Source organism: Streptomyces sp. NPDC102402, from assembly GCF_044765765.1.
Classification (GTDB): domain Bacteria; phylum Actinomycetota; class Actinomycetes; order Streptomycetales; family Streptomycetaceae; genus Streptomyces.
Window position 1 is genome coordinate 61875 of the sequence record NZ_JBIWKR010000018.1, and the last position, 26106, is coordinate 87980.

A 26106-nucleotide genomic window follows, 5' to 3' on the forward strand; every position below is an offset into this window, starting at 1 on the left:
CGGCGGCCGCTGCCCCCGACCGGAACCTAACGAGCTGCTGGAGCGTGATGGGCGGATTGACTTCGTGAGGAACTGCTCGGAAACCTAGTGCCTGGTTGGTCGAGGTCAGCATGGCTACCGCCGAGATCGCTCCATCCGGTACCAGGGTGGAAAGAACGCGGATATTCCGACGTGACATGACCACCGACCTCATGAGAAGTCCCACTCGAATGCGCCCACACAACATGTCCCCGGAACGGCCAGTTCGCCTGCGTTAGCGGCCTGCCTCAGAGCAGGTGCTTAGAAGGCGCCTGCTCTATCCACTGAGCTACGGGGGCTGACCTGCGTAAACGCAGCTTCCGGGTGCTGTCCCCCGAGGGGCGGGGGACGCATGGGGGAATCGCTGACTCCCGGTGGCTGGGGGAGGCGAGTGCTCTCCGGCCGACCCGTACGTAGGTTCTCACATTTCCTTTACGTCCTCATGGCCTCTCGCGGAAACAAACCCGCACCTTCTCGGCGTTGATGATCTCCGAGCCGAGGAGGGGTCGAGCCTGAAGTTGTTTCGCATGGACATGATGAATGGCGGCATGACCGAGGTCGTGCCGCGTCTTGCCGAGGTAGAGGCCGATGTGCAGGGTCTTGTCGAGGCGCACATGGAGACGCTGCTGGGGGTGCGGTTCCTGGCGAGCGAGTACAGCACCGGTCCGGTGCACGGGGGCCGGATCGATTCCTTGGGGTTGGACGAGAACGGGTCGCCGGTCCTCATTGAGTACAAGCGCGGTGTCGACGCCGGCGTCATCAACCAGGGGCTGTTCTATCTCTCGTGGTTGATGGACCACCGGGCGGAGTTCGAGCACCTGGTCCGCGACCGGCTCGGGGTGACGGCCGCAGCCCAAGTCCTGTGGAGCGGCCCACGCCTGATCTGTATCGCCGGCGACTTCACCCGCTACGACGTGCATGCCGTGCGCGAGCACCGTCGGTCGATCGACCTGGTCCGCTACCGACTCTTCGGCGGCGACCTGCTCGGCCTTGAGACCGTGGCGTCGGTGAGCGGCGGCATGCCGGTGGCCCGTCGGGCGCGTCGACAGGCGGTCGCTCGGGCAGCGGCCGACGTTCAGGGCGCGTCGATGGTGAAGCTGGCGGATGCGGTGGACGAGGCGCTGCTCGGGCTCGGGGGCGGCGTGAAGCGTGTCGAGCGCAAGACGTACCGGGCCTACCAGCGGCTGCGGAACTTTGCTTGCCTGTGTCCGCCGCAGCGGAGCAAGGTGCTGGTCTATCTGAAGGTCGATCCGAAGGACGTCGACCTCGTGCCGGGATTCACCCGAGACGTGTCCGGGCTGGGCCACCACGGGACGGGCGACCTAGAGGTGCAGCTGCGTACCCCACGGGACGTGGAGCGGGCACAGGAGCTGTTCCGGACGAGCTTCGCAGCAGCGTGATCGCCTGCCGGCCTCTCGGTCGTGGCCGCTTCGTGGCCGTTCTGTGGTCGTGAGGGCGAAGCCTTTCGACGTGCGGGTGGGGCGTGGCGGTGGACTGTCAATGATGCGCGGGATCGCCGGTTTGGCTAACCGGCGATCCCGCGCTATGTTGCGCGGTCGCTGGGCGGCGGCTATCGAATGACGCAAGATTCGTTCGCCTCTCCCTGCGCGCTGGCCTGTTTCTCGCGCTGTCCGCGGTTGGCGGCTTCGTTACGCAGGCTGGGAAGGCGGCGTGGGAGTGGATGGTCACGAGGTAGAGCACCCGCCTTGGCGGCGTTGCACCGAGCGATCAAGAGGTCGGATGGCGATGCCCCAGCGGGCCGGGCCGTAGGGGCGGTCGCGTGACGGCCTTGACGGCTGAAGGGGCGCGGCCTTCGCGTCTGTTGCGCGGTATGGCGGCTCCCACCGTTGGGTCAGCGCCAGGTGTACGTCTGGTCGGTGATCGGGGGGAGCAGTACGTCGCTGGGCGGGTCGGTGGGTTCGGTCAGCTCACTGAGCGCGTTGCCGACGGCGGGGTAGAGGTGGCGGCGGGCGGCCTGCGCGAGGGGAACCCAGACCACGCTGGTGACGTCTTCGGCGTCTTGCTCGGTTGTCGGGAGGGCGGCCCGTACGTGGCGGGGGATGGCCAGAAGATGGATGAGGTGGAGCCGGCGGAACGTGCCGGTTCTGCCGGGGCGTGTCGTGATCTGGTCCTGTGCCCAGCGCAACCGGGGACGGTCGGGGAGGGCGGTGACATCGAGATCGAGCTCTTCCTTGAGTTCGCGGGCGAGGGCGACAGGTACTTCCTCGTCCGGGTGGAGGAGTCCGCCCGGCAGTGAGTACTGGTCTCCATCGGGGCGGGCCCGGCGGATCAGGCAGATCTCGTCGCTTTCGATGATGGCTGCGCAGGTGCGGATCGCGATGGCCGGAACGTCGCCTGTCGTGGTCATGAGTCCGTCCGCGGCTGGAGGGCGGCAGCGTTGTTGGCGGCCAGCCAGCCTGTCGGGTTGCCGCAGTCGAAGTACTGGCCGGTGACGGGGTGGATGAGCACGTTGTGGTCGCGGGCGAAGGCGGTGATGGCGTCGGTGGCCTGGTACTCGCCGTTCGCGGCCGGGGTGAGCTTCTCGAAGTAGGCGGTGGCCTCGGCGGGAAGCAGGGTGCGGCTGATGTTGATGTAGGCCGTCGGTGCGCCGTAGGCGGTCGGCTTTTCCAGCAGGTCGTCCATTACCTGCTGACCGTCCTTCGTGTTTCGGGGCTTCAGGATTCCGTACCGGTGAGCGTCGCTGCCGGGGACGGTGGCGGCGGCGACAGCACCCGCGGTGCCGGCGGCGTCGCGGGCGGCGGCCAGGTCGGCGAGGTCGGATCCGCCGTCGGTCCGCAGGAGCAGGTCGTCGCCGGCGATGAGGAAGAAGTCCTGGTCGCCGATGAAGTCGGCGGCCAGAATCGCGGGCAGGGCCGTTCCGTACCGGTCGCCGTCGCGGGGCTGCTCGATGAAGTGGAAGTCCGCCTGGTCGTGAAGGTGTGCGATCGGTTCGTACTTCGTCTGCCAGCCGCGGGCTGCGAAGTAGTCCCGCATGCCGTGGTCTTCGGTGAAGTAGTGGCGGACCTGCCGTCCACCCTCGCCCTGCGAGGTGACGATCGCGATCTCGCGCACGCCCGCTGCCAGGCAGTCGGCGACCGCGTAGGCGAGGACGGGTTGGTCGAGTACCGGCAGCATGCACTTGTTGACCGATTTGGCGATGGGGAAGAAGCGGGTTCCCATGCCGGCTACGGCGATGACGGCGCGACTCACGCGGGCCCTTCGGATGGGTGCGGGCTCTGCCTGTGGTCCTCCGGCAGGGCCCGGCGGGGCGGGATAGGCGCGACAGTCTACGCATACCGTGCATGGTTTCCGTGAACCCGCAGTCCGTGGCGGTGGCGCTCAACTGGCCGAGCCGCCATCGCTGTTGAGCGAGGCGGCTCGGCGGAGTGCGTCTTCTGGATCAGCGGGTGGGGGGTGTGATCGAAATGGAGAGGGGTTCACGGGCCGCGGCGGCGGTCAGGGAGCCGGCCTCGCGGATCCGGTCCCAGATCGGGGTGGCCCGGTTGCTGGGGTCGAGACCGTGGCGTACTGCCTGCTGGTGGACTGCGGCGAGCATGGTGTCGTAGTCGCGGGGCGTGCCGACCTGGCCGTCCACGTAGCGGTGCAGGGCGGCGATACCGACCTCGATGACGTGATTGCCGGTGTGCTGGAGGGCGCCGAGCAGGTCGGTGTCGAAGGACAGCCGGTGATCGGTGACCTGGGGCAGGGCTGCGGCGAGGGCGGTCCGGGTGAACGCCTTGAACCCGGCCTGGGGGTCGGTGACGCGCAGGCTGAGGAGTTCGTTGGCCGCCTGCGTGTAGAGCAGGGTGGCCGGCGTGGGGCCGGCGGGCGGGTAGTAGCCGTGCGAGTCGGGCCTACGGCGCGACCCGATTGCCGCCCCGGCTCCGGAGCGGGTCAGCGCTTCGAGGTGCAGGCCCAGCTGGTCGAGGGGGTAGGTGAGATCGAGGTCGGTGTAGGCGAGGGTCGTGTGGCCGGCGGCGTGCAGCTGGTTGAGGCCCCACAGCACCGCTCCGCCCTTGCTGCTGGTTACTGCCGCTCGGTGCGCGATGGTGATGCTGATCCGGGGGTGGGAGCCGGTCAGTGCCGCGGCGGCCTGTGCGGAGGCGCTGTCAGGTGCCTCGTCGATGAGCAGCAGGTGCGCGCGGGCGTCGGGACGGGTTTCGAGGAGCCAGGCGAGCTGTGCGGTCTTTGCGGCCAGGGCGTCGAGTCCGTCGGGGTTGTCGGGTGAGGCGGGGGCGAGCCGGCCGGTTTCGGAGCGCATGGGGATGACGATGCCGACGTCGGGTGTCTGGGTGAGGCTGAGGAGCGCCGCTTTCGAGCGGGCTGCCTTGAGCGCGGCGATCAGGCCGTGGATGTGCAGGGCCCCGGGGATCTTGTGCCGGCTGTTCTTGGCGTGGGCCTGGACGAAGGTGATGAGCAGGGCGTCATCGAAGTGCGGCAGCGGGCTGTGCCCGAGGTGGCCGGTGAGGTGGTCCGCGACGGTGTGCAGCAGGGCACGTCCTACCGGGTCGGAGGCCCAGCACCGCTCGGGGGTGGGAGCGGTGTCCCCGGTGTAGTGGGTGCCGACGTGCTCAGCGAGAAGGTCGTAGCCGGCGATCAGCGCCCGTTGGCTGGGGTCCCAGGTGGACCCGTCTGTGGTGGTGGCGGCCTTCTGCCAGGCCGGTGACCAGACCTGGGGGTGCCGGCTCGCGGCGCGAGCGGCGGCTCGAAGCTGCTGCCAGCGGGCCTGGACGGCGGGCCAGGGGCAGTCGGGCACCGCGTCGGCGGCGAGCGTGCGCGGGGCAAGGAGGGCTACCGCCAGGGCGCGTCCGGCGTTCTGCGGGGTGTCGGCGGCCTCGGCGAGCGCGCCGAACCAGAGGGTGGCGGCCAGGGTGAGACCGCTGGTGTGCTGGGCGAGAGCGGCGATCGTTTCCTCGCGCCGTGCGGCGAGCTCGGTGCCGATCCGGTTGCGCCGGGTGCGTTCTCTTGCGCGGGCGGCGGCCTGGTCGAGGTCGCTCGCCGGGATCTGCGCCGCGCTGCGGGCCTGGATGAGGGCCCCCAGGGCCGCGTCGGCGGGCCCGGTCAGGACGGGGGCGGCGAGCAGGGGCGCGAGGAGGTCGTTCAGCGCCTGAGGGTTCACGGTGGCAGCGGCTTCGGCGAAGCGGGGGCTGGCCAGGAACAGGTGGTCGATCGTTTCGGGGCGGTGGGCGAGCTGGGCCATCGTGCGGGCGAAGGTGTGACACCCAGCGGCCGGGCCGGGGAAGAGCAGGTTCTTGAGCCGGGACGTGGCCGGCTTGGACGCTGGGCGGTGGGCCACCAGCAGGGCGAGTGCTGCAGGGGGCAGGTCGGTCCGGGCTTCCAGGGCGGCGGTGATCTGGTCGGCAGCCTCGGGGGTGCGAACGCTGAGGAGGGAGCGGATGGTGGCCGGTTCGGGTAATGCCTGATGGGCCAGCCGGATGGCGAGTTCGGCGTCCGCACGGTTCGTCCGGCCGGTGAGTAGCGGGGACTGGGCCAGCGGCAGGTAGGTGCGCGGTGCGGGGAGGGTGGTCATGCGGAGAGCCTTCCGGCGACGAGTTCGGCGGCCTGGCGGGCCGTGTGGACGGGGTGGAGGAGGTTCTGGCGCAGGAACGTGCGCTCAAACGGGCTGAGATCGGCGTGGACGACGACGGTGGAGGGGGTGATGTCGACCGGCGTCCCTTCCCGGTCGATGCGGGCCAGGAGTTGGCGGACGGTCTCCTCGTCAGGGCTCTGGCTGACCGCGCACACGTCGTGCTGGGAGGTGGGGCAGTGCAGGCGGCAGTTGGTCCGGGGCAGGTCGTAGTGGCCGTTGTAGTCGGGGATGTGGCTGCCGCGTTCGACCGACCGGCCGCAGGAGGAGCGCTTGAGGACTGCCGGCCGTTCGTTCGCGGGGACATCGGCGTACACCTCGTCGAACGCGGTCATGATGCGTTTCTCGGTGGCGCCGGTCAGCAGCTTCTTGCCCGGGGTGAAGGACCCGCTGGGCAGGGGCAGGCCGTAGGACATGAAGGAGTGGACGTGGTCGTCACCGAACTTGAGGCCCCCGAGGACTATGGTGCGGGCACCTGCCTCTCTGAAGGTCTCCCAGACGTGGCGCAGGTGGGCGTCGGTGGTGTTGATGCCTTCGGCGATGGGCCGGTAGTAGGCGAGGGTGTTGATCCGGTCCGACGTCAGGATGCGGCGCAGGAAGTCCAGACGCCGTTTGCGGTTGGGCGGCTCGATCGCCTCGGGCATCGCGGCGTAGCAGACGTTGACGTCGAGGTCGACGTTGACGAGGGACTCCAGGCATGCGATCTGCTCGTCGGACAGCGTGTACTTGGTGATGCAGGAGACGCGGTTGGTCAGTCCTAGGCGGTCCAGGAGCTGCAGGGCGGCCCACGTTCTGGGCCACAGCTTGGGCAGGAACGCCTCGCTGGTGGACATGTGCAGACCGATCGGGGTGACGTGCGGGGTGAACCAGGGGTGGGCGAGCAGACGCTCGACCGCCTGGTCTGCGGTCAGGAATCCGGTGGGTTCCCACGAGCCGAGGTAGCCGTCGACGGTGTCGCCCTCGCGCCGGTAGCAATAGGCGCACATCAGCGGGCAGCCGATCCCGAAGTCGACCGAGACCCCGCCCTTCATCTGCGACACCATGTAACTGGTGTTCAGGCCGTCGGGGCCGGCCATCGCCTGGGTGGCGGCGATCTCCTGGGGGGTGGCGACCGGCTGGAAGCCGTCGGGCAGCGTGGTCTTCAGCGAGAGGGGCGCGTCGGGGGTGCCGACGATGCCGGGGTAGGCGAAGGTGCAGCGGAGCACGAAGTGCAGCGCGTCTACCTGTTCCGGACGGAGTCGGTGGCGGGCGGTCAGCGGGCGCAAGGTCCGGGAGGGCAGTTCCTGCAACGGGATGCGGCGGCCGGTCACTTCGTGGAGCAGCCGCTGGTCGACGACGTCGGCGAGAGCGAGTTCCAGCACCGCGTCGCACAGGCGGCGAGCGGTGGTGACCACCGGGTACGGGTCCGCGATGTCCAGGGCGCTCTGTAGTGCCTGGGCGGCGTCCGGGCGCAGTCCTCGGTCGTGAAGGACCTGGGGGCCGACGTCGATGAGCCGGGCCATGGCCGCGGTGGTGGGCGGTGTGGCGTGCGTGGTCACAGCAGTACCTCACTGGAGTTGTCGGTGCGGTCGTTCTGGCGGGTGGTCCAGGCGGGCGGTGGGTGCACGTGCGGGTCGCCGGCGGCGATCAGCGCGGCCAGATCCGGTTCGGCCAGGCTGATGCCCTGGGTGGCGGCGTGGTCGTAATGGGCCCCGGCGCGTTCGCCGGGCAGCCGGGCGCCGTGCTCGCTGAGGGCAAGGGCGACCTCGGCGACGGCACCGGCGAGCTGACCGCCGGTACCGAGACGGGCAGGGTCGACGGCCAGGCACAGCAGACCCCGGCCTTCGTCCCCGCAGGGCAGTGCGGGGCTTCCGGTCAGCGCGCCGACCAGCAGCTCCAGCACGATGACCAGCGCCTGGGCCCGTTCGCCGGACGGAAGTAGGACGGCGGCCCGCGCCGGGTCGCGGGTCGGCTGCCCAGCTTGGTCGAGCGCGCAGCCTTCGGGCAGCTGACGACCGGTGCGGGCATGCTCGTGCAGGCGGCCCCAGGACATGGGCCCGGCGGCCATATCCAGCAGCGCCGGCCGCTGCGGGTCGGTACCGGGAATGGCCACCGCCAGCGCCGAGTTGCCCAGCAGCGCTGTCCCCGGGCCACCCAGTACGGCCACGCTCGGCCCGGACGTCTGGGCGGCCAGCACCCCGACCAGCCCGCGCCGGGCCAGCTGCGCGGCTCCCACACCGAGCGCCCCGGCGTGGCCGGCGTTGCGCACGATGACGAGCGCGACGCCCTGGCGGCGCGCCCCGGTGGCCGCGAAGGAGACCGCGTGTTCCACGGCCAGCGGTCCCGGTGCCCGGTCCGCGTCCATGACCAGGCAGCCGGCCCCGGCCGGTCGGCGGGTCATCTTCGGCTGGGCTGTCAGGCGTCCGGAGCGCAGCTTGGCCACATACCCAGGAGCGAGCCTGCTGCCGTGGCCGACAACGCCCCGGAGGTCGGCCTCTACCTGCGCGGCGGCCACCGTTCGCGCTCCGCCCCTGGTCATTCCCGCCGCCAGGTACAGGCGGATCAGGTAGTCGGTCAGTTCTTCGGGGCGCACAATTATTGCCATGCCGTGCCTCCAACGGGGACAGCGGCAGGGCCGGGAGCCCTGCCACCCAGCAGGAGGTCCGCCACCGACTCGGCGCTGGAGCGGTGCGGGCTGAACGCCGCCACCAGGACATCGGCCGACGAGCCGGCCAAGTCGTCCGGATCACCGAGGGCGGCCTGGACGACCACACGCCCGGCACCGACCCACCGGGCCGTCTCGGCCGCCGCGGCGCTGCCCGCGTCGTACCCGTAGACCACGACCGTGCCAGTGCCCGACGGTATGGCCGCACCCGGGCTGAGAGAGGTCACGGGCCGGTGCCCGGCAAGGGAGTCGGGCAGATGATCCGGTGCCCAGCGGGCACTGTCGGCCCGGCGCTCCCCGGTGTTCGGTACGCGCACCGCAATCACCGGTTCGGTGGAGGAGAGCGGGAGGATACGGCGACCGCGCACCACGGCCACCGACCGGCCCGCGATACGCCGGGCAGCGTGCTCGGCCGCCGCGTTCGCCTCTACCCACGACGGAAGGACGGCGTCGGCTCCGAGACCGTAGGCGTGGTGCAGCGCCCGCACACGGGCCGCGGCCTCTTCGATCCGGTCCTGGCTCACCCGGTGTTCACGCACCGCGTCCCACAGGGCCCGGGTGACGAGCGCGCGGCGCCGCACGCCGGCCGCTCGTTGGGCGAAGTCCTGGTGACCGCGCGAGACCTCGGAGTCCAGCGTCACGACGTCCACGCCGGCGGCAACGGCTGCCACCGCTGCTTCGCTGAGTCCGCCGAACGGCTGGTGCACCGCAGGGATCGACAGGTTCTCGCTGACGATCACACCGGTGAAGCCGAGATCGTCTCGCAGCAGCCCAAGGACGCGCGGCGACGCGAGCGCGGGCCGGTCATCAAGGGCCCGCACCGTGTGGCTGCCTGCCATCACACACGCCACTCCGGCTTCCACAGCAGCCCGGAAAGGCAGCAGCGCTCCGTGGGGGAGCCGTTCGGTGACGGGGGAATCGCGGTGGGGGTCCACCGCGATCCCGCCCAGTCCCGGGAAATGCTTGGCCGTCGCTGCGACTCTGCCGCCCTGCAGGCCCCGGACGTAGGCCGCCGCCATAGCGGCCACGGCTTCCGGGTCCGAGCCGTAGGATCGCGTTCCGACCGCGGGCACGGACGGCCACGTCGCCAGATCGCACACCGGCGCCAGATTCCACGTCAGTCCCGCAGCCCGCAGCTGGCCCGCGACTACCGACCCGGCCAGCTCGGCGGCCTCCGGGTCCCGGACCGCACCGAGAGCGAGGTTGGCGGGAAGCTGCGCTACCTGCGGCCAGTCGAGTGCGTTGAGCCGGCCCCCCTCCTGGTTCACGCTTACCAACAACGGGTACGGAACCAACCGTTGCGCCCCGAGCAGAGCCCGGCGGAGCGCGTCCGGGCTGGTGACCGTGTCCTTGCCGAGCCGCCCGGACGCCGCGCCGGCCACGCGCGCCAGCCGGGCCTCGGTGAAGTCAGGGGCCAGAGGATGCCGGCCGGGACGGACGATCAGATCGATGCACGCCTTCAGATCCGGTGTCGCTCGGGCGGGGTATCCGGGCATGACAGTCCTCCTCGCTCACGCACTCGCTTGCCGGACGGAATTCAGGACGCTGGCGTCGCGGGTCCGACGAGTTCGAAGCCGTCGCCGCTGGGCCGTTGCGTCTCCTCTGACAGCAGTCCCGCGACCGAGAGGATCTGCCGAGCCATCTCCTGAGGGGTGTACTGCTCCGTGTCGAAGACCAGCACCGTGTGGTGACGGCGGCCGAGATAGTGCAGAAGCGCCGAGTTGAAACGGCCCGCGAAGCCCTCCTCGACGCTGTTACGGTCACCGACGTCCACGCGCTGGCGACGCAGCATCCGGGCGCGGCGCGCCTCGGGGGATGCGTGCACGTATACAGCGACGTCGAAGGCGGCGAAGTAGCGCGCGGCCCACAGCGCCAGGGCGGCCGACAGGAAGGGGCCGCCGGCCAGCCCGACGGCCATAGTGCGATCCACGTAGCCTTCCTGGACCAGGACGGCGTCGCCGCACTGCGGCGGGTCGACGCGGACCAGCAGGGCGTCCAGGGCGAACCCCCCGACGAGATAGGCGGTGGTGATACCGCTCGACTCGTACTGGTGGGCCAGCGGCAGCCGCTTCAAAAGCTTCTCCAGCGGGTGGTGCTCAGCGAGCATCCCCCGGTGGCGTACCGCCGCCGTCCCTTGCGCGGCACACATGGTGAGCAGGGCGTCGGTCAGGGTCGTCTTACCCGACAGGTCCAGTCCGTCGATCAGGATGCGCGGCCGGCGAGACGACCGGCCGGCACCACCAGCGAGGCAGCGGACAGAGCGGTTGCGGCGAGCGGCGTCCCCCGACGGGGGAGCGGAGAGTCTGGGCATGGGTGTCCCTTCACGATCTCGCGCTCCGACATGGGAGCGCAGAGGGAGAACCGTCCGGATCGAGCTGTCACCCGGGAGCGCGCGAGCCACCGACTGATGTCTGCGGCTGTCGTTTCCTGGAGGACTTCTTCCGGCTTCGAGCGGAACCTGCTCGATGTGCGTCGAGTACAGCCCAACCTCCGTCAACACGACAGGAGTTGCCTGTAGATGCGGGGTAGATTCGCCGTCGCTGACGGTAGAGTCGCCGGCACGGTCGATGATGGAATCGAAGCGTGGACAACCCGATCCGGCACCCGCTTGCCTATGCCAGAGAAGTCAACGATCTGTCCCAGAACGAGCTGGCCCATCTCCTGGACCGGGCCGCCCGGAAGCGCGGGCTGCGCTCCGGCGCCGACAAGACGACCATCAGCCGGTACGAGCGTTGGCTGCAGCGGCCGAACCGCGAGACCCAGCTCCTCATGGCCGATGCGGAAGTGTTCGACGTGCCTGTGGCCAACGTGGACCGGTACGGCTGGCCGGACTGGCTGCCCGGCTCCGAGATCCCGCTGCCGCTGGGGTCGGGGTACACCGTTCAAGTCCTTCGCGACGCACAGAAAGCCGCTATGGATCGCCGCACCTTCATGACCTACAGCGCAGCAGCACTGGCCGGCCTCGGAGCCCAATGGGTCTCGATCGAACCGGACCACCTGACCTCCGCACTCAGCGGAAGAACGACAGCCGACCACGAACTCATTGACTGGCTGGAGGAAACCAGCCGGAAACTGACCGGCCTCCCCACCGAACAGCGACAGCACACCATCAAAATGATGGACGCCCACCTGGAAACCGTGACCGACCTGATCGAAGGCGGACGCCACACCGGGACATCTACGAAACGGCTGCACAGCCTTGCCGCATCCCTGTCCACCACATGCGGCTGGTACCGGTTCGACCAAGGGAGGCACTACGCGGCGGGAAAGCTGTGGACGGCAGCCTTGCATTCCTCCCATGCCGCAGGCGACCGCGACTTCGGAGCCGGCGTCTTATCTGATTTCGCCTATCAGTCCAACTGGCTCGGACAACCGAACGTCTCTGTGGACCAACTCGGCCACGCGATCACCGGCACCAAACACCCGACCGCCCGGTCGCTGCTGTTCCTCCGCCGGGCCAGAGCCTACGCCGCACTCGGCGAACGCTCCCTCTGCTACCGCGATCTCTCCGAAGCCGAGACGGCACTGTCGTTGCAGCCCGTCGATGCCGCACCGAACTGGTGCTCATGGATGAGCCCAGCCGACCTCGCGGTCGACTCCGGTCAATGCCTGCTCGACCTCGGTAAGGTCGATGACGCCTCGGCGAAGATGCGCGAGGGCCTCAGCTTGTTACCGAAGGCCCGGGACAAGACACGCGGCATCTTCCTGACCTACCAGGCCAGAGGACTCCTGCGGTCCCACGACGTCGAACACGCCCTCGCCGTTACGGAGGAAGCCCTCGAACTGGCCCGTCGTATCGGCGCCGAACGATGCGTGGCCCAGGTTCGCGAACTCGCGCCGGCCTTCAAGCCCTACCGGCAGGTGGACGGCGTCGACGACTTCATCGAAAAACTACACGCGGCCTAACGCTGTGACCGGCGTCATTCGCCGGACACCTTGGCCACAGTGACCCTTGCCTTCTCGGCCGCGGAGCCCCGATATGGGCTACCTGACTCGACGAGGGCGGTCAGGATTCCGATCACGGTCATGAAGGTGGGCACTTCAGGTCAAGAGCTGACACGAACGCCAGCGGGCAGATGTGCGACGGACTAGACCCCGCTCTTCCAGCCGGCCCAGTTGATAGTGGACCGAGCTGGCACTGGTGAGGCCGACCCCCTCGGCGATTTGGCGGAGGCTAGGCGCCTCACCACTCTCGGCTATCGCGGCTTTGATCACCTGGAGGATGGACTCCTGCCGTGCACTGAGGGGAGCGTCACCGGTCATGCCGGTCTGCCCTGCTCCGTCGCGCGGGCGGACCTTTGGAGTTCCATCCGGGCTGCCGAGGCCCGGCCATTCCTCGTACCCCAGAACGGATGCCACCAGACCCGCGCGGACGACTGCAGCAGCCGTCGACGCAGGGCGGTGTTCTCGACAGGGCTGAAGGTGCTGAGCGCCAGGTAAGCGGCGTGCCTCTCACGCTCGGCTTGCAGGAGATCGTAGGGGAAGGGGGGTGTCGGAGCCATACTCTAATTAGAGCATGTGTTCGAATTTGGATGCACCTTCTGCACGAGCGGCGGGTCGGACTCAATTGTCCCGTCTCACTGAACCTTGATCGAGTGAGACGGGACACCAATGAACGTGCACGTTTGGTCGAGTGCCTCATACGAGTGGGTGCGAGTGTTCGCTTCCGCGGATGGTCGGGCTAGGGATCCCTCCGGTCGATGGCCTGTGGTCCATGGGCGGCATTTTCCGCGCTAGGTTGAGTCGTTTGGTCTCTGAGGATCAGCGCGTACGACTGGGTAGGTGGCAGGCGCCGGTGGTGACAGGTACGGCCGGTGAAGTGGTGACGGGGCGTGTTTGACGCTGGCGGCTCGTGGCCGGCTTCTGGCGGGTGCCGGTTCCGTAGGCCAGGTTTTCGGAGAGGTCGGCCAGCAGCGAGCTGGGCGTGTACGCCGAGGCGGTGAGGGTCCAGGCGGGGCGGTCCGGGTTCGGGCCACCCCAGACGGTCCAGGTGGCCAGGTTCTGAGTCGGGCGCTGGGCCGCTAAGGCATCGAGCTGGACCCCGGCGTCTCCGGCGGGGGATGTCCAGCGGATCCCTCGTCCGTCCACGGTGTGGCTCCAACCGGCTTCGGAGAGGGGGCGAGTGGAGGCGGCCACGGTCTTCTCGCCCACGGGGGAGCCGAGAGCGGTGTCCGAGCTGTCAGCGTCGGCGAGGTGATGCAGAAGCCCGCGCAGCACGGGGGCCGGGGTGGCGCCGGTAGCAGTGAGGACCCACATGCGGTCGGAGACGGGGGTCTCGTACGCGGCCACGGTCCACGCCGTTTCGTGGGCGTCTGTTTCGTGGACGTGCTCGATGCGCAGGGTCTGGTCCTCGTGGATGGCGTGCGTCGTGTCGTCGGACCAGGTGCGCCACTTCTGCCAGTCGCGGTGATCTTCGAAGAAGGTGTCCAGGAGGGCGTCGTGGTCGCCGGCGTCGGCCGCGTATGCGGGGACGGTTTCCGGTTCCGGGCGCGGAGGCTCAGCCCCGGCGGTAGGCGGGCCGAGTGAGGTTCGGGCTTGGGCGGTGTCTTGCTCGGTGTCGGTCAGGGGAGCCGGGCCGGGCCGCATGGCGGCGCCGTGGGCCTTTTCGAAGGCGACCAGGGCTGCGGCGGGTGATTGGAAGGTGTCTGCGACCTGGCGCAGGTGGTCCTGGCCGTGGAGGTAGACGGTCTTGCCGCTCTGGTGGAGGTAGGTGCCGACTGCGACGGTGGTGTGGCCGTCGTGGGCGTGGGCGTGGATGAGGAGATGGCCGTGGCGGATGTCGTCGTGGATCTTCTGGGCCTCGTTGGAGACCTGGCGGATCTCGCTGCGGGTGCACCAGTGCATCGGGTAGTTGGGCCAGGTCCATTCCTCGTCCATGGCTTCCCGGAGCTTCGGGGTGATCTCGACGGTGATGCCGTCAGCGGCCAGTTGCTCGGCTGCCCACTCGGCCCAGTAAGGCTCCTCGTGATCGATGCGGGCCAGAACCAGGGTGTTCCGGCCCACGACGCTCCAGTTGCCGGCCTCCAGGGCAACGTGGGCGATATGGGCCTGGGAACCGGTCAGGACGGCGGTCACGGCACTGGAGTGGTGAGGGTGGACATCGAGGCGGACATGGGCGTCGATGGAGGGAGTTGTCATGCGGGGGACTCGTTCCTGCCGGTTGCCGGGACGCGAAGGGCCCGACAACCGGCGGGTGGGGATCAGCGGGGACTGCGCGTGGCGGAGGGAGCCGTGGTCTGCGGCGGACCGGCGCGGGGCACGCCTGCGGCTCTCGTGGCCCGTGCACGGGGGGTCCGGTCGGCCGGCTGAGGAGAGGGGGAGGTGGCGTGTCGCCATCGGGTACGCACGGCTGACAGGTCGGCGAGGGCGCGGCGGCTGCCGACGACAAGCTGGTAGGGCGTGCTGGCCGCATCGTCGGTGAATGCCTCGATGGTCCGGCCCGCGTGGTCCGCGGCGGTGAGGACGGAGCGCTGTACGACGCGCTCTGCCCAGTGCTCGGGGGAACCGAACGACCCGGACAGGAGCCCCAGCAGCTCGCGCGGATCGGCCCCCGGACGCAGGAGCCCGCGTTGCTGCGCCTCCCACAGGACGGTCACGGGGTCGATGGGAGTGCCGCGCCGGTCCAGGGCCGTCAGGCACTGCCACAGCCCGGCATGCAGCGGGTGCGTGAAGTCGCCGGGCGTCAGCCACCGCATCTGCTCGATGCCGCTGGGGTTGGCGGTCACGGTCGCGAGGAGCAGCCGCTCCTCGTCTGCGGCTTCTTCGTCCACGGTCGGCCCCAGCGCGGGAGCGGCCGTGCGGGGCAGGGAACCGGGGTGCGGGGTGAAGCGGGCAGCGATGTCGTCCACCACGATGGCCAGGGCGTCAGCCTCTTCCAGGGTGGCGGTCACGCGCTGGGGGAGCGAGGTGTCGGCGGCGGTGTGCGTGAGGCGCTGGGCGGCGGCGGCCAGACGGCGCCGGCAGTGTTCGGCCTCGACCATCCGGGCGTAGGCGGGTGCGTGCCGGGCCAAAGGGCAAATTTGGACCAAGCTGTGCAGGTACGGCGCGGACAGCCCGCGGGCTTCTTCACGGGCGCTGGTGAGCACGGTGTCGAGCCACTTCGCGTCCTTCGCGTGCTCGACCGGGTCCGGGGGCGGCAGGGAGCGGATCGCGGCGAACAGAGCGCGGTGCGCGGCCGTGGAGAACGCATCAGGGCCGATACCGGTCACCTCGCGTAGGCGTTGCGGTTCGAGCAGGAGAGCACCGAGGAGGGCCTGCTCGACGTGGAAGACCGGGTGCGGCCGTGGGATCGCTTCGAGGTCGTCCTCGTCGGGTTGGGACGTGTGGGGCATTACGCGGCCAGGGTGAAGTCGTCGGGGCTGAGGGAGACATCCAGATGAGGGGCGAGCAGGTGGGCCGCGAGCAACGGGGGTACCGCGTTGCCGATCTGGGAGAACTGCTGGCCCTTGTTTCCCGCCCAGGGGTAGCCGGCGGGGAAGGTCTGCAGAATGCCGGCCTCGCGGGCGGTGATCCGGATCGGCTTTGGGGCGGGCACCGACCCCGCTTCGTCCTGCGAAGAGGCGGGAGGCTTGGCGATCCAGGTGCATTCGTTGGAGCGGTGTCCGAAGAACAGCGTTCCCGCCGGCTCGGACAACGGCCGGATGGTGGCGTTTGCCTGGTTGTTGCTGCGCAGGGACCAGGACCAGCGGTGGGCTTCGGCGGTGAACGTGGGCGCCGGAGCGTCGGCGGCCCGGTTGTCGCGGGTGCCGTGCCGGGCCGCCCATCCCGCGCCTTCGCGGCGGGACTGCAGGACCACCCCGTCCGGCCGGGGCATCCACGTGCCGCGCTCACGGGCGTCGGACAGGGTCTTGCGGGAGCCGGAGGGGAACGGTTCTGGGCCACCGCCAGGTCCGCCGCCGGCGCAGACGGTGGGCACGGGCCGGTCGGTGGCACCCCAGCCGAGCGCTTCGGCCATGCTGACCCAGCGGGTGCGGCCCGGGCCGAACAGCGAGTCGGGCTCGCCGACCTGGGCGTGTGTCGGTGCGGGGGGCTGAGCTGTACGGACCCGTGAGGCGAGCAGGATGGCGCGCCTTCTCGTCTGGGGCACTCCGTAGTCGGCGGCGTTGAGGATGCCCGTCCACACGGAGAAGCCCCAGCGCCGCAGTACGGCCGCGTACTGCTTCCACAGCGGAAGGACGTCGGGTACCTCCTCCATGACCACCCACTCGGGCTCGCCGACCGTGTTCAGGGCGTGGAGGTAGCGCATCGGTTCCGCCGCGAGCAGGGAGCGGGCGTCGGTGCAGGCGGCGAGGAGGTGCTCGCGGGTGTCGCGTCCTGCGGCGAGATTCTCCACGGCCTCGTGCACGAGCGGCTGGTCGAGGAGGCCCAGGCGTTTGCCGGCCATGCTCCACGCCTGGCACGGCGGGGACGCGATCAACCCACGGGTCCGGCCGATGAAGGGCCAGGTCGGATACATCGCCACGTCGGTCCGGACCGTCAACTGCCCAGCAGCCGCACGCGTCTTGCAGGCCCACGCATCCCACTCCAGGCCGATGTCGCGAACTCCGAGCACGCCCAGCGCCCGGCTCCAACCGCCCGGACCCGCAAATAGGTCGATTATCAGCGCACGACCTCTCCCCATACTCAAGTGGCCAGCCCGAAATCGCCCTGCCCCATAGCCTCCGCATCTCCGCGACACGCCCAGGGAGAACAACCGTCCTCGACGCCGTTCTCCAGTTCCGCGGCCTCGTCCGCCCCGATCTGGAGGGTGGCCTTTTCGGCGGCGGTGACGTGGTCGATTGGGGCTTCATGCAAGGGGACGCGGGAGCGGTGCAGGAATGCCTCTCCGAGCAGTCGGTTTCCCGCTGCGTTGGCGCGGGCGTTTCCCTGGCGGATGGCCGCATCGAATTCGACCACATCCGCCCACTCGGACGGTGACGTATCCCTGATATGCCTCCACTGCGCATTTCCGTGGAACGGGCATCCGAGGCAGCTCGATTTCGGCGTCTCGGCCAGCCCGACTGAGGTCAGGTAACGAACGCAGTCCGCTCTGCTCCAGCCGAGGTCCAGAAGGGGATGCCGGTTGCGCATGTACTGCACGTCGGCGTCCTTGGCCCGATGGACCTCATCGGTCGAAATGCCGACCCACTGCTCGACGAACATGCCCTTGGGAATGCGTGACGGATAGGGGTGCCCGAGAAGTTCACGCACCTTCTGCTTTATTGGTTTTATCTTATATTCACCGGTGCACTGCCTGCGGGTCATACCCGGCCGGCCGTCTTTGTTGAGAATATGGAGAGGCATCGAGGCGAACCGGTGATCCGGATTCAACGCATCACTTCGGATGTTGCCCGACGAGACGCGAAAAACTGGAATCCCGGCGGGCTTTGCAACCTCTTCTTCGAGGCGGTCCAGATGTGCGTAAACGGCCTTGGGTTCCCATCCGGTGTCGGCGAAAATCGCGTAGTCGACCTTCGGGAGGATGTCGTCGGCGGAGAGGGCTAGAAGAGTGCTGGACTGAACTCCGGCGCCGAGTGAAAGGACTTTCAGGGTGGGGGTGCTCATAGAATTCCAGGGGTGAGTGCGTGGTGATCCGCGAGGTGAAGTGGCAGCCGGGGCGCCGGGGCAGCTCGCGCGAGGGTGGGCGACTGCGGCATCCGAGGCCGGTCAGGACGGGGGTGTGACGTCGCGGACCGGACGGGCCGCCGGAGACGGCGGACCTGCGTGCCCGGGGTGGGTCGACGGGGGTCAGCGGGTGCGCGGCGTGGCTGCGCTGGCGGGCGGGCTCGTGGTGGTGCGTGTGTGAGTGGCGGCGCCGCGGAGGACTTCGAGGTGGGCGCCAGTCTCGGCAAGGCGCCAGAACGTCCATCCGGTACGGACGGGCGAGACCTGCGGGCGTAGCGCCGTGATGACGGCGCGAGCGGCGCCGCTGGGGGTCTTGTACTGCCCCGCCCCGGGGCCGGCTGGGATGTTCAAGGCACCGGTGGAACGGTCGAAGTACCCATCGATGCGCCTGCGCTGATAGATGGCGTAGACGGGGGTGAGTATGTCTGCGTGGGCCGGTGTCTCGGACGAGGGCTGGGCGTAGAGACGGAGCAGATGAGCGATGGTCTCGTCTGCGGTGAGCCCCAAGGCGCGTGCGAGGAGGGCCACTTGTTGGTGGATGTCTGTCTCGACGGGGAGGTGCTGGGTCGGGGATGTCAGGTCGTTCCCTTCGGTTGCTGTTGAGCGGAGGCCAGCCCGGGATCGGGCTGTGGTGCCGTACGTTCGACCAGCCGGTCGCGGTGTATCGCCTGGCAGAGGGCCGGTATACGGCCGAGGAGGTCGACGGCCGAGGTGATGAGCTGTTGGGGCGAGGGGCCGATGACAACAACCCGCCCCGACGAGGCGGCGGCGCAGCGGCGCTGGTTCTCCACGGCGCGGGCCAGGGCCGCAGTCAGTTCGGCGCCGGCGTCCTGGGCGGCCTTGGCGATCTGTGTGAGGCGTTCGAGGGACAGCAGGTCATCGGCCGTGGTGCGCGATCGGGCTGGCGTGTGGTCGAGAAGGATGTCCAACGTGCTGCGGGAGAGGTCCTGTGCATCGGTGATCCAGCCGGCCAGGGTGCGGAGGTCGCGGCCCGTGCCAGCGGCGTCGAGGGCGCGGCGCAGGGCGAGTGCCTCGCTGCGCAGGTGTGAGAGGGGTTTGGTCGGCGTATCAAGATCAGACACGGTGCTCCCTGAAGGTCGGGCGCAGCGCCTGAGCGAACGAGGCGGCCACGGCAGGGGCCTGGCCGGGGTTCGTCAGCAGAGCGCGGACGACAGGGGTACCGATGATGACCGCGTTCACCAACGGAGCTATGCGTGCCGCGAGAGCCGGGGTGGAGATTCCCACTCCCGAGACGATGGGGACCGAAGTGGCCTGCCGAAGACGCTGGGTGAAGCCGGCGAGCGCGGGGAGGTCCACTGCGCCCTGGTGGCCGGTGAGGGCCGTGCTGGCGGGCGCGTACAACCATCCCGACGCCCCGGCGACCGCCGCAGGCAGACCCGAGTTGGGGGTGTGGCGCGGGACGAGGCTGGGCGTGACCAGGCCCGCACTGCTCGCGGCTTGATGCCAGCGTGCGGCCATGTGCGCGGGCAGATCGACGACCATTACCCCGGCGGCGCCGGCGTCGGCGAACAGGCCGGTCACGTGCTCGGGGCCGTAGCGGCTGACGGAATCCCAGTAGGCCATGACGACGGTCGGCCGGAGGCGTGCGGCGTGCTCAACCGCACGGACGGTGTGATCCAGAGGGTGGCCGTGTCGAAGGGCGCGGCGGTAGGCGGACTGGATGACGGGGCCGTCGAGAAAGGGCGCGGTATGAGGGAAGCCGATCTCGAACAAGTCGGCGCCGGCCTGCGCGAGGCAGTCGAGGTGGAGCTGCTCAGCGGTCTGCGGATGCAGGCCGGCGGGGACGAAAACACCGAGTCGGCACGCGGGTTGGGCGAGGAGAGTGTCGAGTTTCTGAGCGGCGAGCAGGATGTTCCTTTCCACGGGGGGTCAGTGGTTTCGGGCGCTGGGCAGGAGGTGGGTCAGGCTTTCCACGACGGCATGGGGGTGGCGGATGGGAAGCGTGTGGGTGGCCTGGTCGGTCACCACGAACCGCGCCTGGGGCAGGCGGAGGGCGAGAGCCCGGGTGTGGCCGGCGGGCACGTGGACGTCAGCCGAACCTGCGAGGAGGGTCAGGCGCGGACCCAGGGTGCGCAGCCCGTCGACCGGGCGGGAGCCGCGGATGGCGAGTGCTTGCCAGAACGCGGCGATGTCACGGGTGGCGGTGTGGTGCAGGCCGCGCCGACAGGCGACTGGCACGCTGGTGCCACCGCTCTCGGGCGCGGCGGTGGACAGGGCCCAGGGACTGGAGCGCGGCAGGCGGCGCCGCATCGCGTCCACCACCGCGGGGGCGTGGGTGCAGGTGTGTGCGAGGAGGCCGCGGCCCCAGCTGAGGAGCCGGGTCCGCAGCCCGGGCACGGGCCGGGTGGTGACCGGTCCGTCGGGCGTGGAGATCAGCAGGAGGCCCTGTATCCGGGGGAGCAGGTCCGGACGCATCGTCGTCAGGGTCTGCAGGATCATTCCGCCCATGGAGTGGCCGGCGAGGACCAGCGGACCGTGCGGGGCGCAGTTGTCGATGAGGAAGGAAAGGTCATCGGCGAGTTTTTCGAGCCTGATCGGGGCTGTTCCCCGGGTGGACTGTCGTGTGCGCGCTGGTCGTAGCGCACGACCCGGATGCCCTGTGCGGCGAGAGGCAGGGTGTGCAGGCGCCACAGGTCCGCGGTGACGGACAGCCCGTGGACCAGGACGACGGTGACGGGCGCGTCGGCCGGCCCGTCGAGGTAGGCGGTCAGTTCAGCGCCGTCGGGCAGAGACACGCGGCGCGTGCTGGTGGGGGAGGGGGACGAATTGATGAGCGAGCTTTCTGCTGTGGGAAACGAAGGACCTGTGTGCGGGGGTCCGCCAGGGCGCTGAGCAGGGCTGCTCAGGCGACATCGCGGAGATCCGCGGCGAGGTCAGCGGTGGCGTACGGCCCGGCCGAGCTGGGCGCCGGCGTGGGCGACGTGCGGGTTCACAGCGGCTCCACGGGCCGGGGTGATGAGCACCTCGTCCAGCTTCTGCACGAAATACGGGACATCGCGGAAGAGACGTTCCACCGGGGAGGTGGTCGCGAGGTGGGTGAAGAACTGGGCGACCAGAGGCTCGGGCACCTTCGGGGTGAAGGTGGCGCTCCAGTGCGTGTCGAAGCCGTCGTACACGGAGTGTTGGATCCGCCACGGGTGCATGGGGTCCGTGCTGTGCTCGACGGTGCAGTGGCCGTCGGGAGAGGCCCACGCCACCCCCGACGAAATCGGGGACGCCTCCCAGCCGCTGGTCTTGGCGAGGTGGGCCACCGACTCGGTCGCCAGGGGTATGCGCTCGGCATGCCGGCGGTCACCGAGCAGCTGGGGCAGGGCCTGGGTTACGGAGGCGATGGCCTCGTTCGGCGTCTGCCGGCTGAACTAGAGCCTCCAGTAGGGCTCGTGGTGGGCGATGGTCCACCACACGCCGTCCTGGCGGTTGGGGTCGAAGTCGAGGAACACGCTGCCGCAGGGGCTGTCGATGTCGATGCGGCCGGTCCGCGGATTGTGCTCGTAGGGCCACGCGAACAGGTGGATCAGAGGGCCGATGACGTCGTTGATCTTGTTCATGCCGCCGCCGGCCAGGTACCGCGGCGAGACGAGGACCAGATCGTCCGGGGCGAACGTGTTCACGGCTGCCTGCCGCCCGTGTTGCGGGGTGCCGGCGGCAGTTTGGCCGGTGACGGTGCCTGGGAGCGGTGGGGCTTTTGGAAGTCCAGCGCGAGCTGTCCGGCGGCCGTGACCACGACGTCCTGACTCACGTGCCTGGAAGTCCGCGCTACACGGATCAGGCGCTCCTTCTCCAGCATGCCGAAGGGCTTGGGGCGGATGGTCCGGCCCTCGCTGTCAGTGATGCGGACGGGATTCTTGAGCGGTGCGTATCGCCGGGTGCCGCCTCGGGCGATTCGTTCCAGCACCGCGTACTGGGCGGGCGACAGCTCCGGCAGGTCGGGCCGGTGCTCTGGGTGCTCTGTCAGGTCGCGGACGATGGCTGATGCGGTGTACTGGCAGCAGGTCGCGCTCAGTTCGAGGTGCTGGGCGGCGGTGGCCAGGCTTTTGGCCAGGACCGGTGCGGCCTCGGTGTGCCGCGTCTGGCGCAGGGCTTCCTCGTCGGCAGGCGGGCCGTCGGCGAAGGCCGCGCCGTCGAGCGGGTTGTCGCCGATGGCTCGTGCCAGCTGGGAGGCGGCGATCGAAGCGGACGTGGTGATGCCGCTGAGAGTGTCCAGGGTGACCCGGCTGCCGGGCACGGCGGTGTACTGACTGCCGTCCAGGACGGACAGCCGGACCAGGGACCGGTTCACGAGGTCGTGGATGGCGAGGATCTGCGGGCCGACCTGCCGCAGCAGTTCACTGCCCGGCTCGGGGTCGAGCGCGGTGACCTTGGTATGGAGGGTGGTGAAGTCGGCTCCGAGCTCGCGGAGGAGGTCGATCTGGAGCGGCAGATCGATGTGGCGCAGGGTGATGATGGGCTCCGGTGAGTTGCGGATCAGCGCGACCTCGAAATGGGCGGCGCTGGGGGATCGGTCAGCGGCTTCGGGTGGCCGTCCGCGTGCTGACAGGGGTGGGCGGTGTTGTTGCCGGCGGGCTCCCGGCGGCTGGAGGCAGGCAAAGGGCGGACGCCAGGGCGGTGGTTCCGGCCGAGGTGAGACGGACTCGGTCCTGCAGCGGCCCTCCGACAAAGGCGGGGGATGCGGACTGCGGAACTCGTTCGACGAGGTCGTTGGCCTCCAGCGACCGAAGCGTGCCGATCAGCACGCGGGCGTCCCGGCAGTGGACGTACTGCCGTCCCAGAGAGCTGGTGGCCACGACGTTCCCGCAGGCGATCTCCCACAAGGCGGTGCGCTGTGTGGGGCTCACCTGGTGGACTGGAGCGTCGGTGGTATTCCAGCGCCGGCGTCGGATCTCGCCAGCGAGCCTGTCGGCGCAGCCCACGGTGGCTTCAGGAGCCAGGGACGTCAGCATGCGGGCCGTGGGGAGCGGGTGCTCCGTGGAAGCGCCGCTCAGGAAGGCGAGTTGCTGCAGGCGGACCACCGTGTCCGACAGCTCGTGACTCTCGAAGAGACGCTCGTCAAGGATCGTCTTGATGGCGGTGCGCGTCGCGTAGGCCAGCCGCTGGGCGGAGGCAACGTCGGTGTCGGGCTCGGCCTGTGAACCGGACCGCAGAAGACGGTCGAGCATGTCGTTGTGCTGCACGTACTGGTCAGCGAGCAGCAGCAGGCGCTCAACCGGTGTCGGCGGGGTGGCCACGTCGAACAGGAGGCCGTCCGGCGGTGTCGTCATATGCGGCGCCGGGCAGCGGGTGCGAGCTGGTACTCGGCATCGGCGGCGATGCGGGCGGCCAGATGGCAGGGCAGGCCGATGTGCCGTGTGGTGTTGAACAGGCCGGTGCTGTCCGCGGTGATGTGGTGGTCGCGGATGTCTGCGGTCACGGCGTCCAGGGCCTGGCGCGGGGACGTTGCGTCGAGGTCGGTGGGTCCGTAGGTGGGCAGGTGGTCTCCAGGTGTGCGGTTCAGGGGGCTTGCCGGGCCGGCCGACGATGGCGTCGACGGCGAAGATCTGGTCTGCGGGCGGTGGGTGATGACGGCGTCAGGCGCGCACGAAGTCCTTCGCCTGGCGTGAGCGGACCGGTACCAGATGCAGCCGGGCATCGCTCACACGGCCTTCCCGAAGTCGGCCTGTGCTGGCGCGTGCTTCGCGACGGCGCGGGCGGTGATCGCCTTCGACGCGCGGGCGGACGCCGCGGACAACTCCTCCGCTCCGGGTTCCTGGTACCAGGGGCGCAGGTCGAGCATGGCGGCGCGCATGCCGGTGGCGAAGCAGAGTGCGGTGCCCTTGGGCAGGGCGCGGATCGCGTCGGCGGGCAGGATCCGTTCCTGTCGCATCGACACCGAGGTCGACTTGCCGGACTCGGAGTGCGAGGTCGAGGTGGTCTCGACGTCGTGGTCGCCGATCAGACGGCTGAGTTTGTCGGCGAAGTCGGGGTCGTCGATACCGGAGCCGATGACCTTGACGGTGGAGGCGCTCCACATGGCGTCCATGCCCGCGTCGCCCCAGACTTTCTGGCCCTGGCGGTAGCTCTGGAGGATGGTGAGGGGGATGATGCCGCGGCTGCCGAGGTGGGAGTACAGGTCCGGAAGGTCCGAGATTTTGCATACGTTGGCGGCTTCGTCGAGGATCGCGAGCATCGGCGGGTCGAGGCGTCCGCCGGCGCGTTCGGCCTGGGCGGTTGCCGCGCGCATCACAGAGTCCGCGCATGCCGCGATCAGTGCCGAGGCCCCGCCGCCGCCGTCCTTGCTCAGCAGGAACAGCGTGTCGGTGGAGGTGACGAAGTCGGCGGGCCGGAACTCGGCGACGTCCTTCTGTGGCGTCACCCACGCGGCGATCTCGGAGTTGAGTAGGGCGGCGGCGTACTGGCGGGCGGTCTCGTAGATGCCGTCGCGCGTTTCCGGCGGCCCTTCGACAGTGCCCTTGAGCTGGGCGGCGACGGCGGCGAAGTCGTGGTCGCGGAGGATGTCGAGCGGGGTGCGGTCGGCGGGGAAGGCGAGCCACTGCATGATGTCGGTGATCGGCCGCTCGTCGAGTGCCGCGGCCAGGAGCAGCTGGGACAGGATGTTGCTGCCAGCCTTGGACCAGAAGTCGCCCTGTTGGGAGGCGTCCACCGAGGCTGCGAGGAAGTGTCCGGCGAGCCGGTTCGCCCCGTCCAGGGTGGTGGCGCTGGCGAGGGGGTTCCACCACATCTCGCGGGCAGCGTGGGCGATCTGCTGCGGGTCCATGGTCCACACCGTCCCCGCCGCCGCCCGGGCCTCGTAAGCGGTGGTGAAGGCGTCTCCGGCGGCCTTGTTCGAGGTGAGGAGGACCGGGCCGGGTGCGCTGAGCATGGAGGGGATGGCGAGCGAGGTGGTCTTGCCGGACCGGGGGGCCATGATCGCGACGGCGACGTCCTCGAAACCCATCCGTACCTCGTGGCGGCTGCCTTGGAGGTTGCCGAGGAGGATGCCGGTGTCCTTGGCGGCGATGTGCTTGGCGTCCTTCAGGCTCGGGCGCAGGGAGCGGGCCTTGTCGGTGATCGCCTTGGCCATCAGCGGCTCGATGTCCCGGGCCTTGGCCATGTCGGTGACCTTCTTCCGGCTGCCGCCTCGATTCTTGTACCGGACCCATAGGAGGACCGCTGCCGTTCCAAGGGCCAGGAACAGGAGTACGGGGACGATGCGGGTCCCGATGAGCAGGGACGTTTCCCCCGCGTGGGGCCAGACCTGCTCGGGGTGAAGCAGGGAGGCGGTCGGCTGGTAGGGGGCCCAGGCGGTGCTGGTGAGGTAGGCGGTGATGTTGCCGCAGAGCCAGGCGAGGTGGGCCAGGGGAACGACGATGGCGAGGACGCCGAGCAGGAGGCGCAGGACGAGGTCGTACCCGTCGGTGTTGCTGCTGGAGGAGGAAGGGGGCAAGGGGCACGTGCTTCCGGGCGGGGGCGGGGGTTCAGCGGCTGCGGCGCTTCGTGGCCGGCGACTGTCGCGAGGGGGCCGGACTCGTCGGCGGGGCGGCCTGCCGGGCGGCGAGGGAGCGGACGCGTTCTTCCAGCGCCCCGGCGAGGAGTTCGGCGCGTACGTCCGTGGTCTGGCGGGTGACGATGTTCGGGTTACGGGTCGGGAGACTGCGTCCGCTGTCGATGCGAAGCACGGGCTTCGGGTCGGCGAGCGCAGCGGTAAACGCGGTGACCAGTCGGGCAGGGGTGTGCTCACCGAAGCGGGCCTGCCATACCGGCCGGTCCGGGCCGAGGGCGGCGGTGACGAACCAGGCGCCCTGTTCTTCCGCGCTGCCCAGCCGCTGGAGGTACGCGGTGCCGTCGGGCGATGCGAGGCCGTTGTCCGTAGAGGAGGGCGACCAGCCGATCCGTCGAAGCGGCTCAAAGGGATCCGAGGGGGCGTCCGCCGACGGGGCAGGGTTGGTGAGGGCGTCGGTCATGGCGGAGATGAGTTCGACGGGGGTGCGTGCGCCGAAGCTCGCATACCAGGCGGGCGTGTTCGGCTCCGCGACGTGGCTCAAGGTCCACCACTGCCCGGCAGGGTCGGGCTCCAGGCGCAGGAGGACCTTCTGGTCGGGACTGGAGAGAAGGACGCGAGGCATCAGGGGATCGTGGCCGTAGCTCCAGCCGCAGGACCGGTGGAGAGGGACGGTGATCCAGGCGGGGTCGCCGCCGCCGGCGAGGTGGCGCGGGGTGACGAAGTCGACCTCGACGGTCTCGGGACTCGGGGACACGC

Annotated in this window: 26 protein-coding genes; 3 read left to right on the forward strand and 23 right to left on the reverse strand. The window is 69.8% G+C overall.

Going from position 1 to position 26106, the window contains the following annotated elements; translation table 11 throughout:
• The first annotated feature begins 545 nt into the window (after positions 1-545).
• Entirely contained in the window at positions 546-1418 is an 873-nt protein-coding gene (locus tag ACIRJR_RS32745) for a DUF5655 domain-containing protein (RefSeq protein WP_403787442.1), read from the forward strand.
• Between the two features lie 452 nt (positions 1419-1870).
• Here ACIRJR_RS32745 and ACIRJR_RS32750 read toward each other — a convergent pair whose 3' ends face one another.
• From ACIRJR_RS32750 to ACIRJR_RS32780, 7 genes are all read right to left on the reverse strand, one after another.
• Complete coding sequence (locus ACIRJR_RS32750; RefSeq protein ID WP_403787445.1) at positions 1871-2386, reverse strand: NUDIX domain-containing protein; 516 nt, start codon at positions 2384-2386, stop codon at positions 1871-1873.
• Positions 2383-3228 (reverse strand): sugar phosphate nucleotidyltransferase, encoded by an 846-nt coding sequence (locus ACIRJR_RS32755; RefSeq protein ID WP_403787448.1) that lies wholly within the window; start codon positions 3226-3228, stop codon positions 2383-2385. The genes ACIRJR_RS32750 and ACIRJR_RS32755 overlap by 4 nt, the downstream gene beginning before the upstream one ends.
• Positions 3229-3418: 190 nt before the next feature.
• A complete protein-coding gene (locus ACIRJR_RS32760) occupies positions 3419-5548 on the reverse strand; it encodes a hypothetical protein (protein WP_403787451.1) in 2130 nt (709 codons plus the stop codon).
• Positions 5545-7143: a hypothetical protein gene (locus ACIRJR_RS32765; RefSeq protein ID WP_403787454.1), complete on the reverse strand. Its 1599-nt coding sequence runs from the start codon at positions 7141-7143 to the stop codon at positions 5545-5547. Before ACIRJR_RS32765 ends, ACIRJR_RS32760 begins: the two co-directional genes overlap by 4 nt.
• Positions 7140-8189: an Ldh family oxidoreductase gene (locus tag ACIRJR_RS32770; RefSeq protein ID WP_403787457.1), complete on the reverse strand. Its 1050-nt coding sequence runs from the start codon at positions 8187-8189 to the stop codon at positions 7140-7142. The genes ACIRJR_RS32765 and ACIRJR_RS32770 overlap by 4 nt, the downstream gene beginning before the upstream one ends.
• Entirely contained in the window at positions 8180-9745 is a 1566-nt protein-coding gene (locus tag ACIRJR_RS32775; protein WP_403787460.1) for a glycoside hydrolase family 3 N-terminal domain-containing protein, read from the reverse strand. The genes ACIRJR_RS32770 and ACIRJR_RS32775 overlap by 10 nt, the downstream gene beginning before the upstream one ends.
• Positions 9746-9786: 41 nt before the next feature.
• Complete coding sequence (locus tag ACIRJR_RS32780) at positions 9787-10560, reverse strand: hypothetical protein (protein WP_403787463.1); 774 nt, start codon at positions 10558-10560, stop codon at positions 9787-9789.
• Between the two features lie 272 nt (positions 10561-10832).
• Here ACIRJR_RS32780 and ACIRJR_RS32785 point away from each other — a divergent pair, with 272 nt between their 5' ends.
• Positions 10833-12155 (forward strand): XRE family transcriptional regulator, encoded by a 1323-nt coding sequence (locus ACIRJR_RS32785; protein WP_403787466.1) that lies wholly within the window; start codon positions 10833-10835, stop codon positions 12153-12155.
• A gap of 135 nt (positions 12156-12290) precedes the next feature.
• On the opposite strand, the gene ACIRJR_RS32790 is transcribed toward ACIRJR_RS32785, so the two are convergent.
• The 12 genes from ACIRJR_RS32790 to ACIRJR_RS32845 all read right to left on the reverse strand — a co-directional run bounded on the left by ACIRJR_RS32790 (position 12291) and on the right by ACIRJR_RS32845 (position 22152).
• Positions 12291-12512 (reverse strand): helix-turn-helix domain-containing protein, encoded by a 222-nt coding sequence (locus ACIRJR_RS32790; RefSeq protein WP_403787469.1) that lies wholly within the window; start codon positions 12510-12512, stop codon positions 12291-12293.
• 498 nt (positions 12513-13010) lie between these two features.
• A complete protein-coding gene (locus ACIRJR_RS32795; RefSeq protein WP_403787472.1) occupies positions 13011-14387 on the reverse strand; it encodes a DUF317 domain-containing protein in 1377 nt (458 codons plus the stop codon).
• Between the two features lie 62 nt (positions 14388-14449).
• A complete protein-coding gene (locus ACIRJR_RS32800; RefSeq protein WP_403787475.1) occupies positions 14450-15580 on the reverse strand; it encodes a DnaB-like helicase N-terminal domain-containing protein in 1131 nt (376 codons plus the stop codon).
• A complete protein-coding gene (locus tag ACIRJR_RS32805; RefSeq protein WP_403787478.1) occupies positions 15580-16869 on the reverse strand; it encodes a DNA cytosine methyltransferase in 1290 nt (429 codons plus the stop codon). The genes ACIRJR_RS32800 and ACIRJR_RS32805 overlap by 1 nt, the downstream gene beginning before the upstream one ends.
• A 2-nt stretch (positions 16870-16871) precedes the next feature.
• Complete coding sequence (locus ACIRJR_RS32810) at positions 16872-17792, reverse strand: hypothetical protein (RefSeq protein ID WP_403787481.1); 921 nt, start codon at positions 17790-17792, stop codon at positions 16872-16874.
• 183 nt (positions 17793-17975) lie between these two features.
• A complete protein-coding gene (locus tag ACIRJR_RS32815) occupies positions 17976-18380 on the reverse strand; it encodes a hypothetical protein (protein ID WP_403787484.1) in 405 nt (134 codons plus the stop codon).
• A 47-nt stretch (positions 18381-18427) separates the two neighbouring features.
• Positions 18428-18934: a hypothetical protein gene (locus ACIRJR_RS32820; RefSeq protein WP_403787487.1), complete on the reverse strand. Its 507-nt coding sequence runs from the start codon at positions 18932-18934 to the stop codon at positions 18428-18430.
• Positions 18927-19736 (reverse strand): tryptophan synthase subunit alpha, encoded by an 810-nt coding sequence (gene trpA / locus ACIRJR_RS32825; protein ID WP_403787490.1) that lies wholly within the window; start codon positions 19734-19736, stop codon positions 18927-18929. Before trpA ends, ACIRJR_RS32820 begins: the two co-directional genes overlap by 8 nt.
• Positions 19737-19742: 6 nt before the next feature.
• Entirely contained in the window at positions 19743-20504 is a 762-nt protein-coding gene (locus ACIRJR_RS32830) for an alpha/beta fold hydrolase (RefSeq protein WP_403787493.1), read from the reverse strand.
• Between the two features lie 242 nt (positions 20505-20746).
• The gene (locus ACIRJR_RS32835) at positions 20747-21124 is read right to left on the reverse strand and encodes a DUF317 domain-containing protein (RefSeq protein WP_403787496.1); all 378 of its coding nucleotides are present in this window, start codon (positions 21122-21124) and stop codon (positions 20747-20749) included.
• A 108-nt stretch (positions 21125-21232) separates the two neighbouring features.
• Positions 21233-21484 (reverse strand): hypothetical protein, encoded by a 252-nt coding sequence (locus ACIRJR_RS32840; protein WP_403787499.1) that lies wholly within the window; start codon positions 21482-21484, stop codon positions 21233-21235.
• Entirely contained in the window at positions 21481-22152 is a 672-nt protein-coding gene (locus ACIRJR_RS32845; protein WP_403787502.1) for a hypothetical protein, read from the reverse strand. Before ACIRJR_RS32845 ends, ACIRJR_RS32840 begins: the two co-directional genes overlap by 4 nt.
• 6 nt (positions 22153-22158) lie before the next feature.
• Here ACIRJR_RS32845 and ACIRJR_RS32850 point away from each other — a divergent pair, with 6 nt between their 5' ends.
• Positions 22159-22329, forward strand: coding sequence for a hypothetical protein (locus tag ACIRJR_RS32850; RefSeq protein ID WP_403787505.1), 171 nt, complete (start codon positions 22159-22161; stop codon positions 22327-22329).
• A gap of 46 nt (positions 22330-22375) precedes the next feature.
• Here ACIRJR_RS32850 and ACIRJR_RS32855 read toward each other — a convergent pair whose 3' ends face one another.
• The 4 genes from ACIRJR_RS32855 to ACIRJR_RS32870 all read right to left on the reverse strand — a co-directional run bounded on the left by ACIRJR_RS32855 (position 22376) and on the right by ACIRJR_RS32870 (position 26104).
• Positions 22376-23098 carry a hypothetical protein gene (locus ACIRJR_RS32855; protein WP_403787508.1) on the reverse strand — a complete coding sequence of 241 codons (723 nt, stop codon included), beginning with the start codon at positions 23096-23098 and terminating at the stop codon, positions 22376-22378.
• Between the two features lie 29 nt (positions 23099-23127).
• Positions 23128-23280 carry a hypothetical protein gene (locus ACIRJR_RS32860; protein WP_403787511.1) on the reverse strand — a complete coding sequence of 51 codons (153 nt, stop codon included), beginning with the start codon at positions 23278-23280 and terminating at the stop codon, positions 23128-23130.
• Positions 23281-23502: 222 nt separating this feature from the next.
• Positions 23503-25293, reverse strand: coding sequence for a TraM recognition domain-containing protein (locus ACIRJR_RS32865; protein WP_403787514.1), 1791 nt, complete (start codon positions 25291-25293; stop codon positions 23503-23505).
• Positions 25294-25324: 31 nt separating this feature from the next.
• Positions 25325-26104, reverse strand: a complete 780-nt coding sequence (locus ACIRJR_RS32870) for a DUF317 domain-containing protein (RefSeq protein ID WP_403787517.1) — start codon at positions 26102-26104, stop codon at positions 25325-25327.
• Positions 26105-26106: the final 2 nt, after the last annotated feature.